The following is a 16,084-nucleotide window of genomic DNA, read 5'->3' as shown; positions in this document are numbered from 1 at the left end:
CTACGGAGCCCGATGAACCTCGCCCCCACCCCGCAGCGACTCCTCCGTCCCGCCCCGGTACGAGGACTCCCGGCCGACTTCCGCTGGGGCGTCGCCACCTCCTCGTACCAGATCGAGGGAGCCGCCGCCGAGGACGGCCGCACCCCGTCCATCTGGGACACCTTCTGCCGGGTGCCCGGGGCCGTCGAGGGCGGCGAGCACGGCGATGTGGCCTGCGACCACTACCACCGGATGCCCCAGGACGTGGAGCTGATCGCGGGCCTCGGCGTCGACACGTACCGCTTCTCGCTCGCCTGGCCCCGCATCCAGCCCGGCGGCCGGGGCCCGGCGAACGCGAAGGGCCTCGACTTCTACAAGCGGCTGGTCGACGAGCTCCAGGGCCGCGGCGTCACCCCCTGGATCACCCTCTACCACTGGGACCTGCCCCAGGAGCTGGAGGACGCGGGCGGCTGGCCCGCACGCGACACCGCCCTGCGCTTCGCGGAGTACGCCGCCCTCGCGTACGAGGCCCTCGGCGACCGCGTCGAGCACTGGACGACGCTGAACGAGCCCTGGTGCTCGGCGATGCTCGGCTACGCCTACGGACTGCACGCCCCCGGCCGCCGCGACCTGGGCGACGCCATGGCCGCCGTCCACCACCTGCTCCTGGGCCACGGCCTCGCCGCCGGTGCGCTGCGGGACGCGGCCGGGGCCGACCCGCTGGAACTCGGCATCACCCTGAACCTCGGCACCGCCACCCCCGAGACCGACAGCGAGGCCGACCGCGAGGCGAGCCGCCGCGCCGACGGCATGGGCACCCGGCTCTACCTCGACCCGCTCGTCCACGGCCGCTACCCCGAGGACATCGTCGCCGACCTCGCCGCCCAGCACATCGAACTCCCGGTCAGGGAAGGCGACCTGGCCGCCATCGCCGCCCCGCTCGACGTCCTCGGCGTCAACTTCTACCGGGGCATGCAGTTCTCCGGCGTCACCGAGGACGGATCACCCACCGACGCCGACGGCCTGCCCGTCACCCGCGTCGTGGAGCGCGACCTGCCCCGTACCGCGATGGACTGGGAGATCACGCCCACCGAACTCACCGACCTGCTCGTGCGGCTGCAGCGCGACTACGCGCTCCCGACCGTCGTCACGGAGAACGGCGCGGCCTTCGACGACACCGTCGCCGCCGACGGCTCGGTCCCCGACGCCGACCGCACGGCCTACCTCGCCGACCACATCGACGCCGTCGTCGCCGCCCGCGCGCAAGGGGCCGACGTCCGGGGCTACTTCGCCTGGTCGCTGATGGACAACTTCGAGTGGGCGTACGGCTACGACAAGCGGTTCGGCATCGTCCGCGTCGACTACGACACCCAGGTCCGCACGCTCAAGGACAGCGCCAAGTGGTACCGCGACACGATACGTCTCACCCGCGACGACACCGCGTAGCGCACCAGCACCACCGCCAACACCCCTGACCCACCTGTACGTTCGGCAACCCCGACCTCGACTCCGATATACCCGACCCCGGCCCCGATATATGGGAGCGCTCTCAGATGCCCCGCACCCCGCACCCCGGCCCCCGCCCCCGTAAGGGCAGAGCCAGACCCGCGACGGCCGCCCTCGCCGCCGCTGCCGTGCTGGCCACGCTCCTCGCCGGCTCGGCCACCGGCCCCGCGGCGGCGGCCGACGACCCGGCCCCCGTCCTCGTCGACCGCTTCGAGGGAGAGGTGCCGCTCGGCGGTCAGCCGCCCGCCGACGCGATCTTCACCTGGGGCGGCGACGCGGACGACCACCCGCGGCTGAAGCTGGCCGAACGCGCGGACGCCCCCGAGGGGGAGAAGGTCCTCGAAGGCTCCTACGACATCAGCGCGTACGGCGGGTTCAGCCATGAGTTCGCCGTGGACACCCCGCCGCAGAACTGGACCGCCCACCAGGGCATCCGCTTCTGGTGGTACGGCCAGAACACCGCGCCACTGCCACCCGGCTCCGGCAAGAAGATCAGCTTCGAGATCAAGGACGGCGGTGCGAACGGCGGCGCGTCCGAGCTGTGGACCACCTCCTTCACCGATGACTGGGAGGGCTGGCACCTGGTTGAGATCCCGTTCGCGGACTTCGTCTACCGCGCCGACTACCAGCCCGTCGGCGGCATCGACCAGGTCCTCGGCCTGAACGAGATGTGGGGCTACGCCCTCACCCTGCCCGGCGGCAGCCCCGGTGAATTCGCCCTGGACGCCGTCGAGCTGTACGGCAAGGCGACCCCGGCCCTCACGGCGAGCGTGGTCACGGACACTGCCGTCCGCCCGGTGAAGAACGGCGAAACGGCCCAGCTGACGCTCTCCGTCGCCACCACCGGCTCCGCCCCCATCGAGGAGCCCGTCACCGTCACGTACGCCACGAAGGGCGGCACGGGGGTGGCCGGGAAGGACTACACCCCGGTCACCGGCAGCCACACCTTCCCCGCGGGCACCGCCTCCGGCACCACGCACCAGGTGACGGTCCGCACGGCGAAGGCGTCGAAGCCGGCCGAGGCGAGGACGATCCCTCTGGAACTGACCGTCACCGGCGCGAAGGCCCCCGCGGAGAACCCGCAGGTCGTCATCGACGCCCACGGACTCCCGTACCAGAACGCGAAGTTGCCTGTGAAGCAGCGGGTGGCGGACCTGTTGGCGCGGATGTCACCGGCCGAGAAGGCCGGCCAGATGACCCAGGCCGAGCGCAACGCGCTCCGCACCCCGGGCGACATCGCCGCCTACGACCTCGGCTCACTGCTCTCCGGCGGCGGCTCGGTCCCCACCCCCAACACGGCAGCGGCCTGGGCCAAGATGGTCGACGCCTATCAACTGCGCGCGCAGGCCACCCGTTTCCAGATCCCGCTGATCTACGGTGTGGACGCGGTGCACGGGCACAACAACGTCGTCGGCGCGACGATCATGCCGCACAACATCGGCCTCGGCGCGGGCCGCGACCCGAAGAGCGCCGAGAAGACGGGCGCGGTCACCGCGAAGGAAGTCCGCGCCACCGGCGTCCCGTGGGACTTCGCCCCCTGTGTCTGCGTCACCCGCGACGAACGCTGGGGCCGGTCCTACGAGGCCTTCGGCGAGGACCCGGCCCTGGTCGAGGCCATGGAGACGGTCATCCAGGGCATGCAGGGCAGCCCGTCCGGCAAGGATCTGCACCGCAACGACAAGGTCCTCGGCAGCGCCAAGCACTTCGTCGGCGACGGCGGTACGGAGTACGGCTCCGCCACCACCGGCTCGTACACGATCGACCAGGGCATCACCAAGGTCACCCGCGAGGAGCTGGAGGCGGTGCACCTCTCCCCGTTCGCCGAGTCGGTGAAGCGGGGCGTCGGCACGGTCATGCCCTCGTACTCCTCGCTCGACATCCTGGGCGACGGTCAGGGCCCGGTGAAGATGCACGCCAACGCCGAGATGATAAACGGCGTCCTCAAGGACCGGATGGGCTTCGAGGGCTTCGTCATCAGCGACTGGCAGGCGATCGACCAGATCCCCGGCGACTACGCGAGCGATGTGCGGACGTCGGTCAACGCCGGACTCGACATGATCATGGTCCCGACCGCGTACCAGGACTTCACGAAGACGCTGAAGGACGAGGTCGGGGCGGGCCGGATCAGCGAGGCACGGATCGACGACGCGGTCGCCCGCATCCTCACCCAGAAGTTCCGCCTAGGCCTCTTCGAGAAGCCGTACGCGGACACCACCCACCTCGACAAGGTCGGCTCGGCCGAGCACCGCGCGGTGGCCCGTGAGGCGGCGGCGAAGTCGCAGGTGCTCCTGAAGAACGAGGGAGGAGTCCTCCCGCTCAAGCCGAACCAGAAGGTGTACGTCGCCGGGTCCAACGCCGACGACATCGGCAACCAGGCCGGCGGCTGGACCATCAGCTGGCAGGGCTCTTCCGGGAAGACCACCACGGGCACGACGATCCTGGAGGGCATGAAGAAGGCGGCGAAGACCCCGGAGTCCGTGACGTTCTCGCAGGACGCGTCCGCCACCACGGACGGGTACGACGTCGGTGTGGTGGTCGTCGGGGAGACCCCGTACGCCGAAGGCATCGGCGACGTGGGCAACGGCCACGACCTGGAGCTGACGGCCGCGGACAAGGCAGCGGTCGACAAGGTCTGCGCGGCCATGAAGTGCGCGGTCCTGATCGTCTCGGGCCGCCCGCAGCTCATCGGGGACCAGCTGGGGAAGATCAACGCGCTGGTGGCCTCCTGGCTGCCGGGCTCCGAGGGCGACGGCGTGGCCGACGTCATCTACGGCAGGCGTGCCTTCACCGGACAGCTCCCGGTGACCTGGCCGAAGTCGGAGGCGCAGCTTCCCATCAACGTGGGAGATATGACCTACGACCCGCAGTTCCCGTACGGCTGGGGCCTGACCACGCTGAAGAAGCCCCCGGCCGGCGGCGAGCTCACCCTCGCGGCCCTGGCGGTGGCCGCCCAGGTCGCCGAGAAGGCGCACCTGGGGAAGACCTCGGCGGGCAAGGCGATCGTGGACCAGGCCCGGCTGCTGGTCCAGCAGAAGATCGGCGGAAAGTTCACCCAGGCGGTGTCCAGGCCGTTCGCGGAGGCGGACCACCTGCTGCTCACCGGTGACCTGACCGGAGCGGTGGCCAAGCTGCGCACGGCCTACCGAGCCGCGTAGCAGAGCGGTGCTCCAGACGGGCGACGGCGTTCGTCGCCCGTCTGGAGTAGCGTGAAGTATGAGGAAAAGGCTCTTCCCCGCGCTGCTGGCGGGCCTGCTGCTCATCATCGCAGCGGCGGCTCTCGCCCTGACCTCCCCCGCGTCGGCTGCGCCCGCCGCGCCCGCCGCGCCCGCCGCGACCATCCAGGACGCCGCCCAGGCCCTGCGCGACGACCCGGTGTACGTGGACCCGGGCGCCCGCGATCAGCTCTCCGTCGCTGACGAGAAGGCCCTGGAGAACAAGATCACGGACGCCGACAAGCCGGTGTTCGTGGCCGTCCTCCCCGATACCCCGGCCTTCCCCGAGGAAGGCCTCCTCCAGACCCTGCGCAGCGACACCGGCATCACCGGCGTCTACGCGATACGGCTCGGCGACGGCTTCGACGCGGGCGCGGACCCGCAGGTCATGCCGACCCGCGCGGTCGACAACCTCACCGCATCGGTGGAGAACCCGGCCACCGCCACCGACGCGACCTCCCAGCTCAACGCCTTCGTCGACCGCGCCGTCGAACAGGCCCGGGGCACCGCCCCCGCCTCCTGGTCCGGCGGCGGAGGCGCGGCGGACGAGCCCGGAGCCCCGGTCGGCGGCCTGATCACGCTCGGCGTGCTGGTCGCGGCGGGCGGCGCGGGCGCGTACGCGATCTCCCGCCGCAACAAGCGCCGCACGGAGGAAGAGGAGCGCATCGCGCTCGACAAGCTCCGGGTCGTCGTCGACGAGGACATCACCGCGTACGGCGAAACCCTGGAACGCCTGGACTTCCACCCCGCCGAACCGGGCGCGGACGACACCATGCGCGGCGACTACGAACGCGCCCTGGACTCCTACGAGAGCGCCAAGACGAAGATGGACAAGGCCACCCACCCCTCGGACGTCCGCGGAGTCACCCAGTCCCTGGAGGACGGCCGCTACTCCCTCGCGGTCCTGGAGGCCCGCCGCACCGGCGCGGAGATACCGGCCCGCCTCCCGCCGTGCTTCTTCGACCCGCGCCACGGCCCCGCGGTCACGGAGGTCCTGTGGACCCCGTCCGGCGGCGCGGCCCGCGAGGTCCCGGTCTGCGGCGCGGACGAGATCCGGCTCAGCCGGGGCGAGGACCCGATGAGCCGCACGGTCGACGTGGGCGACGGCAACCGCCGCCCGTACTGGGAGGCGGGCCCGGCGTACGGCCCCTGGGCCGGCGGCTACTTCGGCGGCGGCCTGCTCCCCGGCCTCCTGGTCGGCACCATGCTCGGCTCGATGCTCGCCACCCCGGCGTACGCCTCCGAGTACGGCGGCGGTGATTTCGGCGGCGGCGCGGGCGGCGAATGGGGCGGCGGCGACTTCTCCGGCTCCGACTTCGACTCCTCGGGCTTCGGCGGCGGTGGCTTCGGCGACGGCGGAGGCTTCGGGGGCGGCGGGTTCGACGGCGGCGGCTTCTGAGGCCCGCCCGCGCGTGGGGACCCGTGCGGACCGTGGGCCGAAAACGGGCGTGCCCTTTCCGAGGGACGAACCGTTGAACCCGGCATGAAGAAGCGAAGCGTACTTGCCGTTGTCACTCTCGCCGCCGGAGCGGTCATCGCCGCGATCAGCCCGCCCCCGGGAGGCGGCGACACCGCGCACGCCGCCGAACCGCCCGTCAGCCTCGGCGCGCTGGACGACGTCGGCGACCTCGGCAAGCTGGTCGACGGCGCGGCGGGGGCGACCACCTCCACCGCCGGCACGGTCACCAGCACCGTGGAGGACGCCCGGTTCAGCTGAGGCGACACGCACAGGAACGGCCCACCGGGAAGCCCCGGTGGGCCGTTCCTGCGTCCGAACCGTCACCCGTCACCCGTCACCCGTCGCGGTCAGGCCAGAAAGTCGACCCGTGGGCAGGAGCCCTCTCCGGCGGCGGCCCGGTAGACGGGCCAGGCCAGGGCCAGATCCTGCCAGGGCAGCCCGACGGGCGCGTAGACGGTGATCTGGTCGCTCGTCTCGCGCCCGGACCGCTCCCCGCCGAGCACCTGCCCGAGGGTGGCGTGAGCCGCGTCGGCGTCCAGCCCGCTGTTGCCGAGAGCGCCCATGGAGACGGCGAGTCGGAGATCGTCGACCACGGTGCGGGCCCGTCGCAGGGCGTCGGCGGAGAGTTCGACCTTGCCGGGTTCATCGGCGCCGAGCGTGGTGACGTGCAGGCCCGGGAGCAGATCAGCGGCGTAGAGCAGAGGGCTGCGTGACCAGGTCGCGAGGACGACGATGTCCCCGCGTGCGGCGGCGTGCCGTGGCTCGGTGACCGTCTCGACCGGAATCCCCAGGAGCTGTTCGTGCTCGGCGGCGAACGCGGCCGCCCGCGCGGGATCGGTGTCGCACACGGTCAGCCGGGACACCGTGCGCAGTCGGACGAGCCCCCGCAGCACCATGCGGGCCTGGGCCCCCGCGCCGACGACGCTCACCGATTCGGCATGCGCGTCGGCGAGGACGTGGGTCGCCACAGCCGCGGCCAGTCCGGTGCGCCAAGCGGTGACCGAGGCCGAGTCCAGTACGGCCAGCAACTCCCCGTCCGCCAGGTCGTGCAGACAGACGAGGCCCCGCAGCGCGGGAACCGCATCGGGAAACTTCGCGTTGACCTTCACCGTGTAGGCCGGGATGCCGTCGATCAACCCGGGCAGAAGCGCTGTCGCCGTACCCGGGCCGGGAAGATCCGTGCGTACCCGCAACGGCCGGACGTCCGGAGCGGGCGCGGTGAAGCCTGCGCGAAGCCCGTTCATCACGGTGTCGGGGTCGAGCAGGTCGGTGATCTGGGAACGGGTCAGCAGGAGAGTCACCCGGCCACCTTCGCTCATGACACAGGTTTACGGCCATGGGGCATATGCAATGCCTTATTGGTCCAGACCTATTGTGCGGGCGTGTCCGGCTCGCTAGCTTTCTCCTGGCGGCGCGCGCTGTTCGGATCGGCTCGACTCATTCATTCACTGACGCACAGTCATGTGCGTTGACTGAAAACGGAGTTACCGACATGCGCAGACGTATTGCCGCTCTCGCGGTGACCGTGGCGACCGCCGGAGCGATGCTCCTCGGCACCGCCTCGACCGCCTCCGCCACGGGCCCCGGCTTCTGGCTCCGCAGCCACCACGCCAGCCTGGCGGAGTGCCAGGCGGTGGGGAACGCCGGCGCCGACAACGCCCTGTGGAGCCGCGTCTTCATCTGCAACCCGTTCGCGGGCAAGCCGGGCGTGTACGAGCTGTGGGTGCGCTACTGAGGTAGCGGGCGGACAGCGAACCGCCCCGGCCGCGGCGGCGGCCGGGGCGGTGCCGGGCGCTCAGAGGGCGGCGCTGCTGCCGTGGACGAAGGCGCTCCAGGCGGCGGGCTCGACGGTGAGGACGGGACCGTCGGTCACCTTGGAGTCGCGGATGTGGACGGCGGCGGGGTGGGCGGCGACTTCGACGCAGGCTCCGCCGTCACCGTTGCTGTAGCTGGACTTGAACCAGTGGAGGGCCGTCGGACCGGGGGCGGGGTGTGCTGCGCGGGACATGTCTCTCCAAGCAGTGCGTCAAGCAGTGCGTCCAGTAGCCGGGTGCTCTCCGCGACGGTGAGCGCCTGGGAACGCAGCATCCCATACCTCTGCATAAGAGCGCTGACGTCGGCGGGTTCGTCGTACAGCTCTCCACGCAGCTGGCCGTCGACGTAGGCGAGCCCGTCGTGTTCGGGCGTCTCCAGCAGGATGAGCGGCCCTGAGAGCCCGGCGTGCCGGGGGGTGTTGCGGGGCATGATCTGAATGGTGACGAACGGCAGATCCATGCAGCGCCGCAGATGAAGAAGCTGCTCCCGCATCACGTCGGGATCGCCCATCTCGGTGTGCAGGATGCTCTCCTCCAGGATGAAGTGGAGGATCGGCCGGGGCTTGCGCTCCAGGATCTTCTGGCGGCCGAGCCGGTCCGTCACCCGCTTCTCAATCTCCTCCTCTTCGATCGGTGGGTAGGCGCAGCCGAAGATGAAGCGCGCGTACGCCTCGGTCTGCAGCAGCCCCGGAACGAGCTGGGTCTCGTACCAGAGCAGGCTCGCCGCGTTCTGCTCGTACTGGACGAAGTCCTTGACCAGCGCCTGATAGCGCTCCTTCCGCGGGATCCGCTCCACCGCGACCCGTAACGCGCCCTTGGTTTCCAGTAGTTCATCGAGCTGGATGGCCAGGTCCAGCTGAAGAGCCCGACGCCCCTGCTCGATCGAAGCGATGGTGTCCTCGCCCACCCCGAGCTGCTCGGCGAGGGCGGCCTGTGTCAGCCCGGCGAGTTTGCGGAAGTGGCGCAGCTGCGCCCCGACCAATTGCCACGAAGTAACTCGCCTGATGCCGCTCTGCTTTCCCGGTTGCATGACCTGGCTCTCCCCGTTCCGGTCCCGCTGTCAACCCGTCAGAACCCGTACAAAACCTTTTGTACGTGTCTCCGCTCTGCTGAAGCCTAGTTACACCGTGTGAGCGTGGAAGCATGAACGAGACAACTCAACTCCCGCACTGCCGCGCCGCCTTCTACTGCCGTGAGCGCAGGTCGATCCCGGTCGTACGGAAGTTCACCCGCAAGGCTCTGGTCGAGTGGGAGTGTGAAGCGCGCGCCGACGATGTGCTGCTCTGCGTAACCGAGCTGGCGACCAACGCCCTCCGTCACGGTGTGCCGCCGGGGCGTGGCTTCAAGGTCCACATCTACCTGGAGCGGGTCGAGAACATGATCCGTGTCGAGCTGCACGACAGCGGCGACGGCGAGGTGCGGCCGGCGGACGGGGTGCCGGGGGCCGACGAGGAGGGCGGGCGCGGGCTGCTGCTGGTCGCGGCGGTGGCGGACAAATGGGGGGTGGCCGAGCGGAACCCCGGCAAGGTCGTGTGGTGCGAGTTCAGCATTGAGTGACTTGCTGTTCCGGCAAGGATGTTTGTCGTTTCGGCCGCACGGGCGCACTCTCGTCATCGAGCGGAGGCGGGCCGATGTGATCCGCAGCCGCGTGACGAAGGAGGAGCGACATGAAGCAGCAGCGGTACGACGTGGTGATCGTGGGCGGCGGGGCGGCCGGCCTCAGCGGGGCGCTGACCCTGGCGCGGGCTCGGCGCTCGGTCCTGGTGATCGACGCGGGCGAGCCCCGTAACGCGCCCGCCTCGCACGTGCACAACTACCTCGGCCGCGAGTCGACCCCGCCCGGCGAGCTGCTGGCGATCGGACGCGGCGAGGCGGCCGGGTACGGGGCGGAGATCGTCGAGGGCCGGGTGGCCTCGGCCGAGCGGCTGCCGGGGGAGGGGGCGCGGGGCTTCCGGGTGGTGACGGAGGACGGCCGGAGCGTAGAAGCGCGGCGGCTGCTGGTGACGACGGGGCTCGTCGACGAACTGCCGCCCGTGCCCGGCCTGGCGGAGCGCTGGGGACGGGAGGTGCTGCACTGCCCGTACTGCCACGGCCGCGAGGTGGCGGACCGCCCGATCGGCGTGCTGGCCACCGGCCCCCTCGCCGTACATCAGGCGCTGATGTGGCGGCAGTGGAGCGAGGACGTGACCCTCTTCCTCCACACGGGTCCCGAGCCGTCGGGGGAGGAGTACGAGCAGCTGGCGGCCCGTGGCGTCGCGGTCGTGGACGGTGAGGTGGTGGGCCTGGAGGTCGCGGACGACCGGTTCACCGGCGTACGGCTGGCCGGCGGCCGGGTCATCCCGCGCGAGGCGCTGGTGGTCCAGGCCCGCTTCACCGCCCGCTCGGCCGTACTCGAATCGCTGGGCCTGGTCCCGGTCGCGCAGGAGATGGGCGGTGAGGTGATCGGCTCGTACATCCCCACCGACCCGACCGGCGCGACGGAGGTCCCCGGCGTCTGGGCGGCGGGCAACGTCACCCGCCTCACCGAACAGGTCATCGGCGCCGCCGCGGCGGGCCTCATGGCGGCGGGCGCGGTCAACGGCGACCTGATCGCGGAGGACACCCGTGACGCGGTGGAGGCCCGGCGGCGCGGCTGATCGGGCAACGTGACGAGTTACGAGAACAGGGCGGAGAGGAGGTCGCCCGTCCACCCGAAGAACTTGTGTATCAGCACCGCCACCAACACGAAGATCCCGATGATCACCACGGTGACCCAGGAGCAACCGCCCCCGTCCCCGGCATCGGGCTCGTCCCGCCCGCCCAGCTCGGCATCGAACAGATCCACGGCTTGCTCCCGTCCCACCCCATCACCGAAGCCCGGTGACCGGAGCCCCCCGGCTCCGTGGGGTGAAGAATCGCACGGTCGGGGCCGGTCGGCGGAGGCGGTGCCGTACTCAGCGAGGTGGGGGAAAGTACTCAGTCGGCGAGGCCGCCGCCGGCTCGCACCCCTCGCCCCCCCCCGCATGTGCCCTCGCCCGTTCCCGTCCGGCGTAACGCAGGCAGGCGGATGACGGAGCCCCGGAGTGACGCCCGGGGCCCGCCCGGGGTTCTGGGCGCGGGCTTCCTCGGCGAGTGCATTTGTTCTTGTTTGCCTACATTGGCAGAGGGTCAGTAGGGCAGCCGTAGTAGGAGCCATCGCCGACGCGTCTGCGGAAGACAAACAAGAGGAAACGACGACATGACCGACACCTCGCGCAAGCCGACCACCTCCGACTCCGGAGCCCCGGTGGAGAGCGACGAGCATTCGCTCACCGTCGGCCCGGGCGGGCCGATTCTGCTCCAGGACTCCTATCTGATCGAGCAGATGGCCCAGTTCAACCGCGAACGCATCCCCGAACGCCAGCCGCATGCCAAGGGCAGCGGCGCGTTCGGGAAGTTCGAGGTGACCGCGGACGTCTCCGCGTACACGAAGGCCGCGCTGTTCCAGCCGGGCGTCACCACCGACCTGGTCATCCGCTTCTCCACCGTCGCCGGGGAGCGGGGCAGTCCGGACACCTGGCGGGACCCGCGCGGCTTCGCGGTGAAGTTCTACACCAGCGAAGGCAACTACGACATGGTGGGCAACAACACCCCCGTGTTCTTCGTGAAGGACCCGATGAAGTTCCAGCACTTCATCCGGTCCCAGAAACGCCGGGCGGACAACAACCTCCGCGACCACGACATGCAGTGGGACTTCTGGACGCTCTCGCCGGAGTCGGCCCACCAGGTCACCTGGCTGATGGGCGACCGGGGCATCCCGCGTACCTGGCGCCACATGAACGGCTACACCTCGCACACGTACATGTGGATCAACGAGGCGGGCCAGCGGTTCTGGGTGAAGTACCACTTCAAGACCGACCAGGGCGTCGAGACGTTCACGCAGGACGAGGCCGACCAGATGGCCTCCGCGGACACCGACTACCACACGCGTGATCTCTTCGAGCACATCCGCGACGGGGAGTACCCGAGCTGGACGCTGAAGGTCCAGGTCATGCCGTACGAGGAAGCGAAGGACTACCGGTTCAACCCGTTCGACCTGACCAAGGTGTGGCCGCACGGCGACTACCCGCTGATCGAGGTCGGCCGGATGACGCTGAACCGCAACCCCACGGACAACCACGCCGAGATCGAGCAGGCGGCCTTCCAGCCGAACAACTTCGTCCCCGGTATCGGCCCGAGCCCGGACCGGATGCTGCTGGGCCGGCTGTTCAGCTACGCCGACGCGCACCGCCACCGCATCGGCGGCAACTACCAGCAGCTGCCGGTGAACGCCCCCGTCGCCCCGGTGCACACGTACTCGAAGGACGGGGCGATGGCGTACCGCAAGACCAGCGACCCGGTCTACGCCCCGAACTCCAAGGGCGGCCCGGAGGCGGACACGGCACGCTACGGCACCCCGCCGAGCTGGTACGCCGACGGTGACATCACCCGTGCGGCCTACGTCGACCACGCCGAGGACGACGACTGGGGCCAGGCGGGCACGATGGTCCGCGAGGTCCTGGACGACGCGGCGCGGGACCGGCTGGTGGACAACGTCGTGGGCCACCTCCTCAACGGGGTGACCGAGCCGATCCTCCAGCGGGCGTTCCAGTACTGGTCGAACGTCGACGCCACGCTCGGCAAGCGCATCGAGCAGGGCGTACGGGCGAAGGCTGGCGAGAAGGACCCGAAGGCGGGGGAGCAGGGCAACCCGGCGCGCTCGTCGATGCAGCGCAAGGCCTGAAACCCCTGGGCCGCTGCCCGCTTCCGGGCCGTACGACATGCAGGCCCTCACCCGTCGGCCGACGGGTGAGGGCCTGCGGCGCGTTCCTCGTTCGGTCGCCCGCGTACCGGGGGCCGGAGGAGGCCGTTTCGGTCGCCGGTTCTAGGCTGGCCGCGATCCCAGGGGGGGCGACGATGCAGCGATACGACTGGTACGGCGGCGAGGCGTCCGAGTGGAACCCGGACGCCGAGGCCGAGGCGCTCAAGGCGAAGGTGCACGCCGGTATCGCGGGAGGCTGCGGGCTGACGGTGCTGCTGGCGGTCGTGGCGGGCGCGATCCTGCTGGGCGTGGTGGTGGCGGCGGTCTGGGCCTGGGTGTCCAGCCGCCACTGATCCGGGCGGGCGGGGATTCCGTGGCACGCGCCACCGCCGCCCGGTCCTTCTCAGTGCTGGACCAGGCCGCCGACCGGGACGGGGCCCACGTGCCCCGAGGGCGGAAGCGTCCGCGCGAGGTCGATCCCGATGTCCACCAGCGACGACCGGCGCAGGCGGGCGACGTCGGGCAGTGGGGTCCACACCGACTCGGCGGTGTCGCCGTTCGGTTCGGGGCGGAGCCGGCCGCCGGTGACGCGGACGCGGTAGAAGACGCCGACGTTCTGCAGCCCGGGCGCACCGGGCCGGCGGCGCTCGCCCGCCGGAATCACCCGTGAGTCCACGCCGAGCAGGCGCTCGACCACGGCCTCCAGGCCGGTCTCCTCGGCGACTTCCCGGATCACGGCGTCGAACGGGTCCTCCGCGTGCTCGACCCCGCCGCCCGGGAGGGTCCACGTCCGCTCGCCGCCCGGCTCCACGGCCTGGGCGAGCAGCACCCGTCCGTCCTCGATGCACACCGCGTACGCGGCCAGTCGCCGATCCATCCGGCGAGGCTATACGCGGGGCGCGGAGACCCGGCACCCCGCTCATCGCTCAAGATCATCAACGTGCAGAATGACCTGTATGTCGATAACGAACACGCCGCAGGCGGCCACGCTCGACGATGCCGCCTCGATCAGCCGGACCCTGGCCCGAGCCTTCGCCGACGACCCGATGATGGAGTGGTTCTTCCCCGGCGGGGCCTCGCGCGAGCCCGACCTGGTCCGGTACTTCACCACGATCTTCACCCGGCAGTACGGCCGCCACGGGGTGTGTGAGCGCACCGCGTCGGCGGCCGCGTTCTGGGTGGCGCCGGAGGGGCAGGAGAAGACCGTTCCCGACGCGGAGACGGTCGCGGAGCTGGAGCAGATCCTCGGCGACCGGGCGCCGCTGTTCCGGGAAGCGGTCGCGGCGGCCGCCGAGCAGGGCCCCAAGGAGCCGCACTGGTACCTCGCGGTCGTCGGCGCGGACCCGGCCGCCCGGGGCCAGGGGCACGGGGCGGCGCTGCTGCGTTCCGGACTGGCCAAGGCCGACGCGGCGGGCCTGCCGGTCTACCTGGAGTCCTCCAAGCCGGACAACCTGCCGTTCTACGAGCACTTCGGCTTTACCGTGCTCGGCGAGGCGCGACTGCCGGGAGGTGGGCCGCTGTTGTGGGTCATGCGGCGCGAGCCGCGGGCCGTCGACGCTTCGTAGAGGGGCACGGCACCGACGTTCGGCCGTCATGTGCACTCATGTGCACCAGGCCTCGGCGACTCCCGGTGCGTACGCGCGCAGAAAGTTCTCGATGTGCGTACGTCGTTCCTCGACCTTTCCGGAGTCCTCCACCTTTCCGGTGCGGATTTCCAGGGCCACATGGTCGAACTTTCCGGACCTGGTCTCCGGCATCTCGTACTGAGGCTGGTGCGGCTTAGGCAGGCAGGCCATCCAGGCGACGGCTCCGTCATCGCCCACCGCCGCACTGCTGACACCTCGGCCGAGCGAAATCCGTTGCAGGTCGGTGTACTTGTCGGCGGCCTCTCGCGCGATGTCGAGCTCTCCGGTCTGACGGGAGAAGGAGACCGACAGATCGACGCCTTTGTCTACCACCACACCACAATTGACATGCTCGCCGGAGCGCTGCCGTATCTCTCGGAAGGACTCCTTGACGGACTTTCCGGGAGGTAGCAGCGGCTTCATGTTCAATGGCCGGACATCGATGCCGCAGAGCTTCTCGGGAATCGAGTGGTCGTATTCTGTCTGCTCGCCGGAACAGCCGAAGAGCAGGACAGAAGCCGCTCCGAACGCTGCGAGTTTCAAGTAGCGCACTATGATCTCTCGCTCCCCCGTCGGCCCGTCGGCCCGCCGATGCTCGGCCATTTTAGCGCCGTGATCATGCAGCCACCGATCGCTGTGCGGGCCACCACCATGGGAAGGAAACGTTTCTTTCGAGAGGTGCTGGTCAGGGCCGCTGGTCAGAGGTACTGGTCAGCGGTGCTGGTCACCGGCGGTTGGTCCTGCGGCGCGGCCGGGTGGTGGGGGAGTGGGATGGAGAATGGTTTCTCCTCGCCTCGCGCGTGCTCGTCCGACGAACGGCGGGCGTCGGTCCAGATAGCCTCCAGTCCGAGGGTGCGGTGCATGTCCCGGCTCCTCCACGGCTGCCAGGAGTCGGTCGACTCATGGGGGTGGCCGTACGCCGGTGTCCCCGGCAGGGTGTCGCGCTCGATGCCGTCGAGTCGCCGCTCGAAGTCCGCCTGGAGGCGGTTCATCGTGGCGAGGAAGTCCCTGAGCAGGATGTGTTCTTCATTCATGGGGCGCTGCATTCCTCCGCATTCCTCCGCGAGACTTCTGCTGTCACATCCCGACAACGACATGGCCGGGGCGAGGGAACGTGGCGTTCGGGTGAGCGCCCGGAGGTGTGCCACGGCGCGCGGATGCGGGGCGCGAGCCGCCGACGGCTGCGGTCCTAGGACGAGCGGCCGATGCGCGCATGATCGTTTCCTCTCTAGGATCCGTGGACGGGCGGCCGGTCGTCGAAGACCGGCCGGTCCACGGAGACAAGGAGGTTGCGCGATGCCGGCAGACGCCACGGCTCATGTGCGCATCGCCCGCCCGTCCCGCGACCTCGCGGCGGCGGAACGCTTCTGGGTCGCGGGGCTCGGCCTCGACATCCAGTACCGCCACGAGGCGGACGGCACGCCCGGCCGCCACTCGCTGCTCATGGTCGGCTGGCCCGGCGCCGCCTGGCACCTGGAGCTCGTCCACGACCCGGCGGCCCCCGTGGAACCGCGCCCGACGCCCGAGGACCTGCTGGTGGTCTACCTAGGCGAAGAGGTGCCGGACGCCCTCGTGGAGCGGCTCGAACAGCACGGCGGCACGAGGGTGCCCGCGCACAATCCGTACTGGGGCACCTGGGGCGTCACGCTCCAGGACCCGGACGGCTACCTGCTGGTGCTGTCCACCCGGACGTGGTCATGACCGGCCTGCCGAGGGCGATCCGAGGGCGA

Annotated in this window: 17 protein-coding genes and 1 pseudogene; 11 read left to right on the top strand and 7 right to left on the bottom strand. The window is 70.7% G+C overall.

The window, feature by feature from the left end:
- Nucleotides 1-12 precede the first annotated feature (12 nt).
- From ACIQPT_RS17170 to ACIQPT_RS17155, 4 genes are all read left to right on the top strand, one after another.
- Nucleotides 13-1,425: a GH1 family beta-glucosidase gene (locus tag ACIQPT_RS17170; RefSeq protein ID WP_401156659.1), complete on the top strand. Its 1,413-nt coding sequence runs from the start codon at nt 13-15 to the stop codon at nt 1,423-1,425.
- 107 nt (nt 1,426-1,532) lie between these two features.
- Nucleotides 1,533-4,640: a glycoside hydrolase family 3 protein gene (locus tag ACIQPT_RS17165; protein WP_401156657.1), complete on the top strand. Its 3,108-nt coding sequence runs from the start codon at nt 1,533-1,535 to the stop codon at nt 4,638-4,640.
- A gap of 58 nt (nt 4,641-4,698) precedes the next feature.
- The gene (locus ACIQPT_RS17160; protein WP_401156656.1) at nt 4,699-6,096 is read left to right on the top strand and encodes a hypothetical protein; all 1,398 of its coding nucleotides are present in this window, start codon (nt 4,699-4,701) and stop codon (nt 6,094-6,096) included.
- An 84-nt stretch (nt 6,097-6,180) separates the two neighbouring features.
- A complete protein-coding gene (locus tag ACIQPT_RS17155; protein ID WP_401156655.1) occupies nt 6,181-6,414 on the top strand; it encodes a hypothetical protein in 234 nt (77 codons plus the stop codon).
- Nucleotides 6,415-6,503: 89 nt separating this feature from the next.
- Here the strand turns inward: ACIQPT_RS17155 and ACIQPT_RS17150 are convergent, their stop codons facing one another.
- Complete coding sequence (locus ACIQPT_RS17150) at nt 6,504-7,457, bottom strand: ornithine cyclodeaminase family protein (protein WP_401156729.1); 954 nt, start codon at nt 7,455-7,457, stop codon at nt 6,504-6,506.
- A gap of 191 nt (nt 7,458-7,648) precedes the next feature.
- Here ACIQPT_RS17150 and ACIQPT_RS17145 point away from each other — a divergent pair, with 191 nt between their 5' ends.
- Nucleotides 7,649-7,891: a hypothetical protein gene (locus ACIQPT_RS17145; protein WP_093441505.1), complete on the top strand. Its 243-nt coding sequence runs from the start codon at nt 7,649-7,651 to the stop codon at nt 7,889-7,891.
- 60 nt (nt 7,892-7,951) lie between these two features.
- Here ACIQPT_RS17145 and ACIQPT_RS17140 read toward each other — a convergent pair whose 3' ends face one another.
- Nucleotides 7,952-8,164, bottom strand: coding sequence for a DUF397 domain-containing protein (locus ACIQPT_RS17140; protein ID WP_146065871.1), 213 nt, complete (start codon nt 8,162-8,164; stop codon nt 7,952-7,954).
- Between the two features lie 41 nt (nt 8,165-8,205).
- A pseudogene (locus ACIQPT_RS17135) lies at nt 8,206-9,000 on the bottom strand (Scr1 family TA system antitoxin-like transcriptional regulator); the annotation flags it as partial.
- A gap of 113 nt (nt 9,001-9,113) precedes the next feature.
- On the opposite strand from ACIQPT_RS17135, the gene ACIQPT_RS17130 reads away from it, so the two are divergent.
- Complete coding sequence (locus tag ACIQPT_RS17130) at nt 9,114-9,527, top strand: ATP-binding protein (RefSeq protein WP_401156654.1); 414 nt, start codon at nt 9,114-9,116, stop codon at nt 9,525-9,527.
- Between the two features lie 110 nt (nt 9,528-9,637).
- A complete protein-coding gene (locus ACIQPT_RS17125) occupies nt 9,638-10,606 on the top strand; it encodes an NAD(P)/FAD-dependent oxidoreductase (protein WP_401156652.1) in 969 nt (322 codons plus the stop codon).
- A gap of 17 nt (nt 10,607-10,623) precedes the next feature.
- Here the strand turns inward: ACIQPT_RS17125 and ACIQPT_RS17120 are convergent, their stop codons facing one another.
- On the bottom strand, nt 10,624-10,794 hold the full coding sequence (locus ACIQPT_RS17120; protein WP_401156651.1) for a hypothetical protein: 171 nt from the start codon (nt 10,792-10,794) through the stop codon (nt 10,624-10,626).
- Between the two features lie 393 nt (nt 10,795-11,187).
- Between ACIQPT_RS17120 and ACIQPT_RS17115 the strand changes: the two genes are divergently transcribed.
- Both ACIQPT_RS17115 and ACIQPT_RS17110 read left to right on the top strand, forming a co-directional pair.
- Nucleotides 11,188-12,711 carry a catalase gene (locus ACIQPT_RS17115; protein ID WP_401156649.1) on the top strand — a complete coding sequence of 508 codons (1,524 nt, stop codon included), beginning with the start codon at nt 11,188-11,190 and terminating at the stop codon, nt 12,709-12,711.
- A gap of 173 nt (nt 12,712-12,884) precedes the next feature.
- On the top strand, nt 12,885-13,082 hold the full coding sequence (locus ACIQPT_RS17110) for a hypothetical protein (protein ID WP_401156647.1): 198 nt from the start codon (nt 12,885-12,887) through the stop codon (nt 13,080-13,082).
- A 50-nt stretch (nt 13,083-13,132) separates the two neighbouring features.
- Here the strand turns inward: ACIQPT_RS17110 and ACIQPT_RS17105 are convergent, their stop codons facing one another.
- Nucleotides 13,133-13,606, bottom strand: coding sequence for an NUDIX hydrolase (locus ACIQPT_RS17105; RefSeq protein WP_401156645.1), 474 nt, complete (start codon nt 13,604-13,606; stop codon nt 13,133-13,135).
- Nucleotides 13,607-13,676: 70 nt separating this feature from the next.
- On the opposite strand from ACIQPT_RS17105, the gene ACIQPT_RS17100 reads away from it, so the two are divergent.
- Nucleotides 13,677-14,294, top strand: coding sequence for a GNAT family N-acetyltransferase (locus tag ACIQPT_RS17100; protein ID WP_401156643.1), 618 nt, complete (start codon nt 13,677-13,679; stop codon nt 14,292-14,294).
- 36 nt (nt 14,295-14,330) lie between these two features.
- Here ACIQPT_RS17100 and ACIQPT_RS17095 read toward each other — a convergent pair whose 3' ends face one another.
- Both ACIQPT_RS17095 and ACIQPT_RS17090 read right to left on the bottom strand, forming a co-directional pair.
- Complete coding sequence (locus ACIQPT_RS17095; protein ID WP_401156641.1) at nt 14,331-14,897, bottom strand: hypothetical protein; 567 nt, start codon at nt 14,895-14,897, stop codon at nt 14,331-14,333.
- A 155-nt stretch (nt 14,898-15,052) separates the two neighbouring features.
- Nucleotides 15,053-15,388: a hypothetical protein gene (locus tag ACIQPT_RS17090; protein WP_401156640.1), complete on the bottom strand. Its 336-nt coding sequence runs from the start codon at nt 15,386-15,388 to the stop codon at nt 15,053-15,055.
- 262 nt (nt 15,389-15,650) lie between these two features.
- Between ACIQPT_RS17090 and ACIQPT_RS17085 the strand changes: the two genes are divergently transcribed.
- Entirely contained in the window at nt 15,651-16,055 is a 405-nt protein-coding gene (locus tag ACIQPT_RS17085; protein WP_401156638.1) for a VOC family protein, read from the top strand.
- Nucleotides 16,056-16,084: the final 29 nt, after the last annotated feature.

This window comes from Streptomyces sp. NPDC091289 (genome assembly GCF_044757365.1).
Classification (GTDB): domain Bacteria; phylum Actinomycetota; class Actinomycetes; order Streptomycetales; family Streptomycetaceae; genus Streptomyces.
Note: the sequence above shows the minus strand (reverse complement) of the source record. Positions and strands in the feature narration are given on the sequence as shown.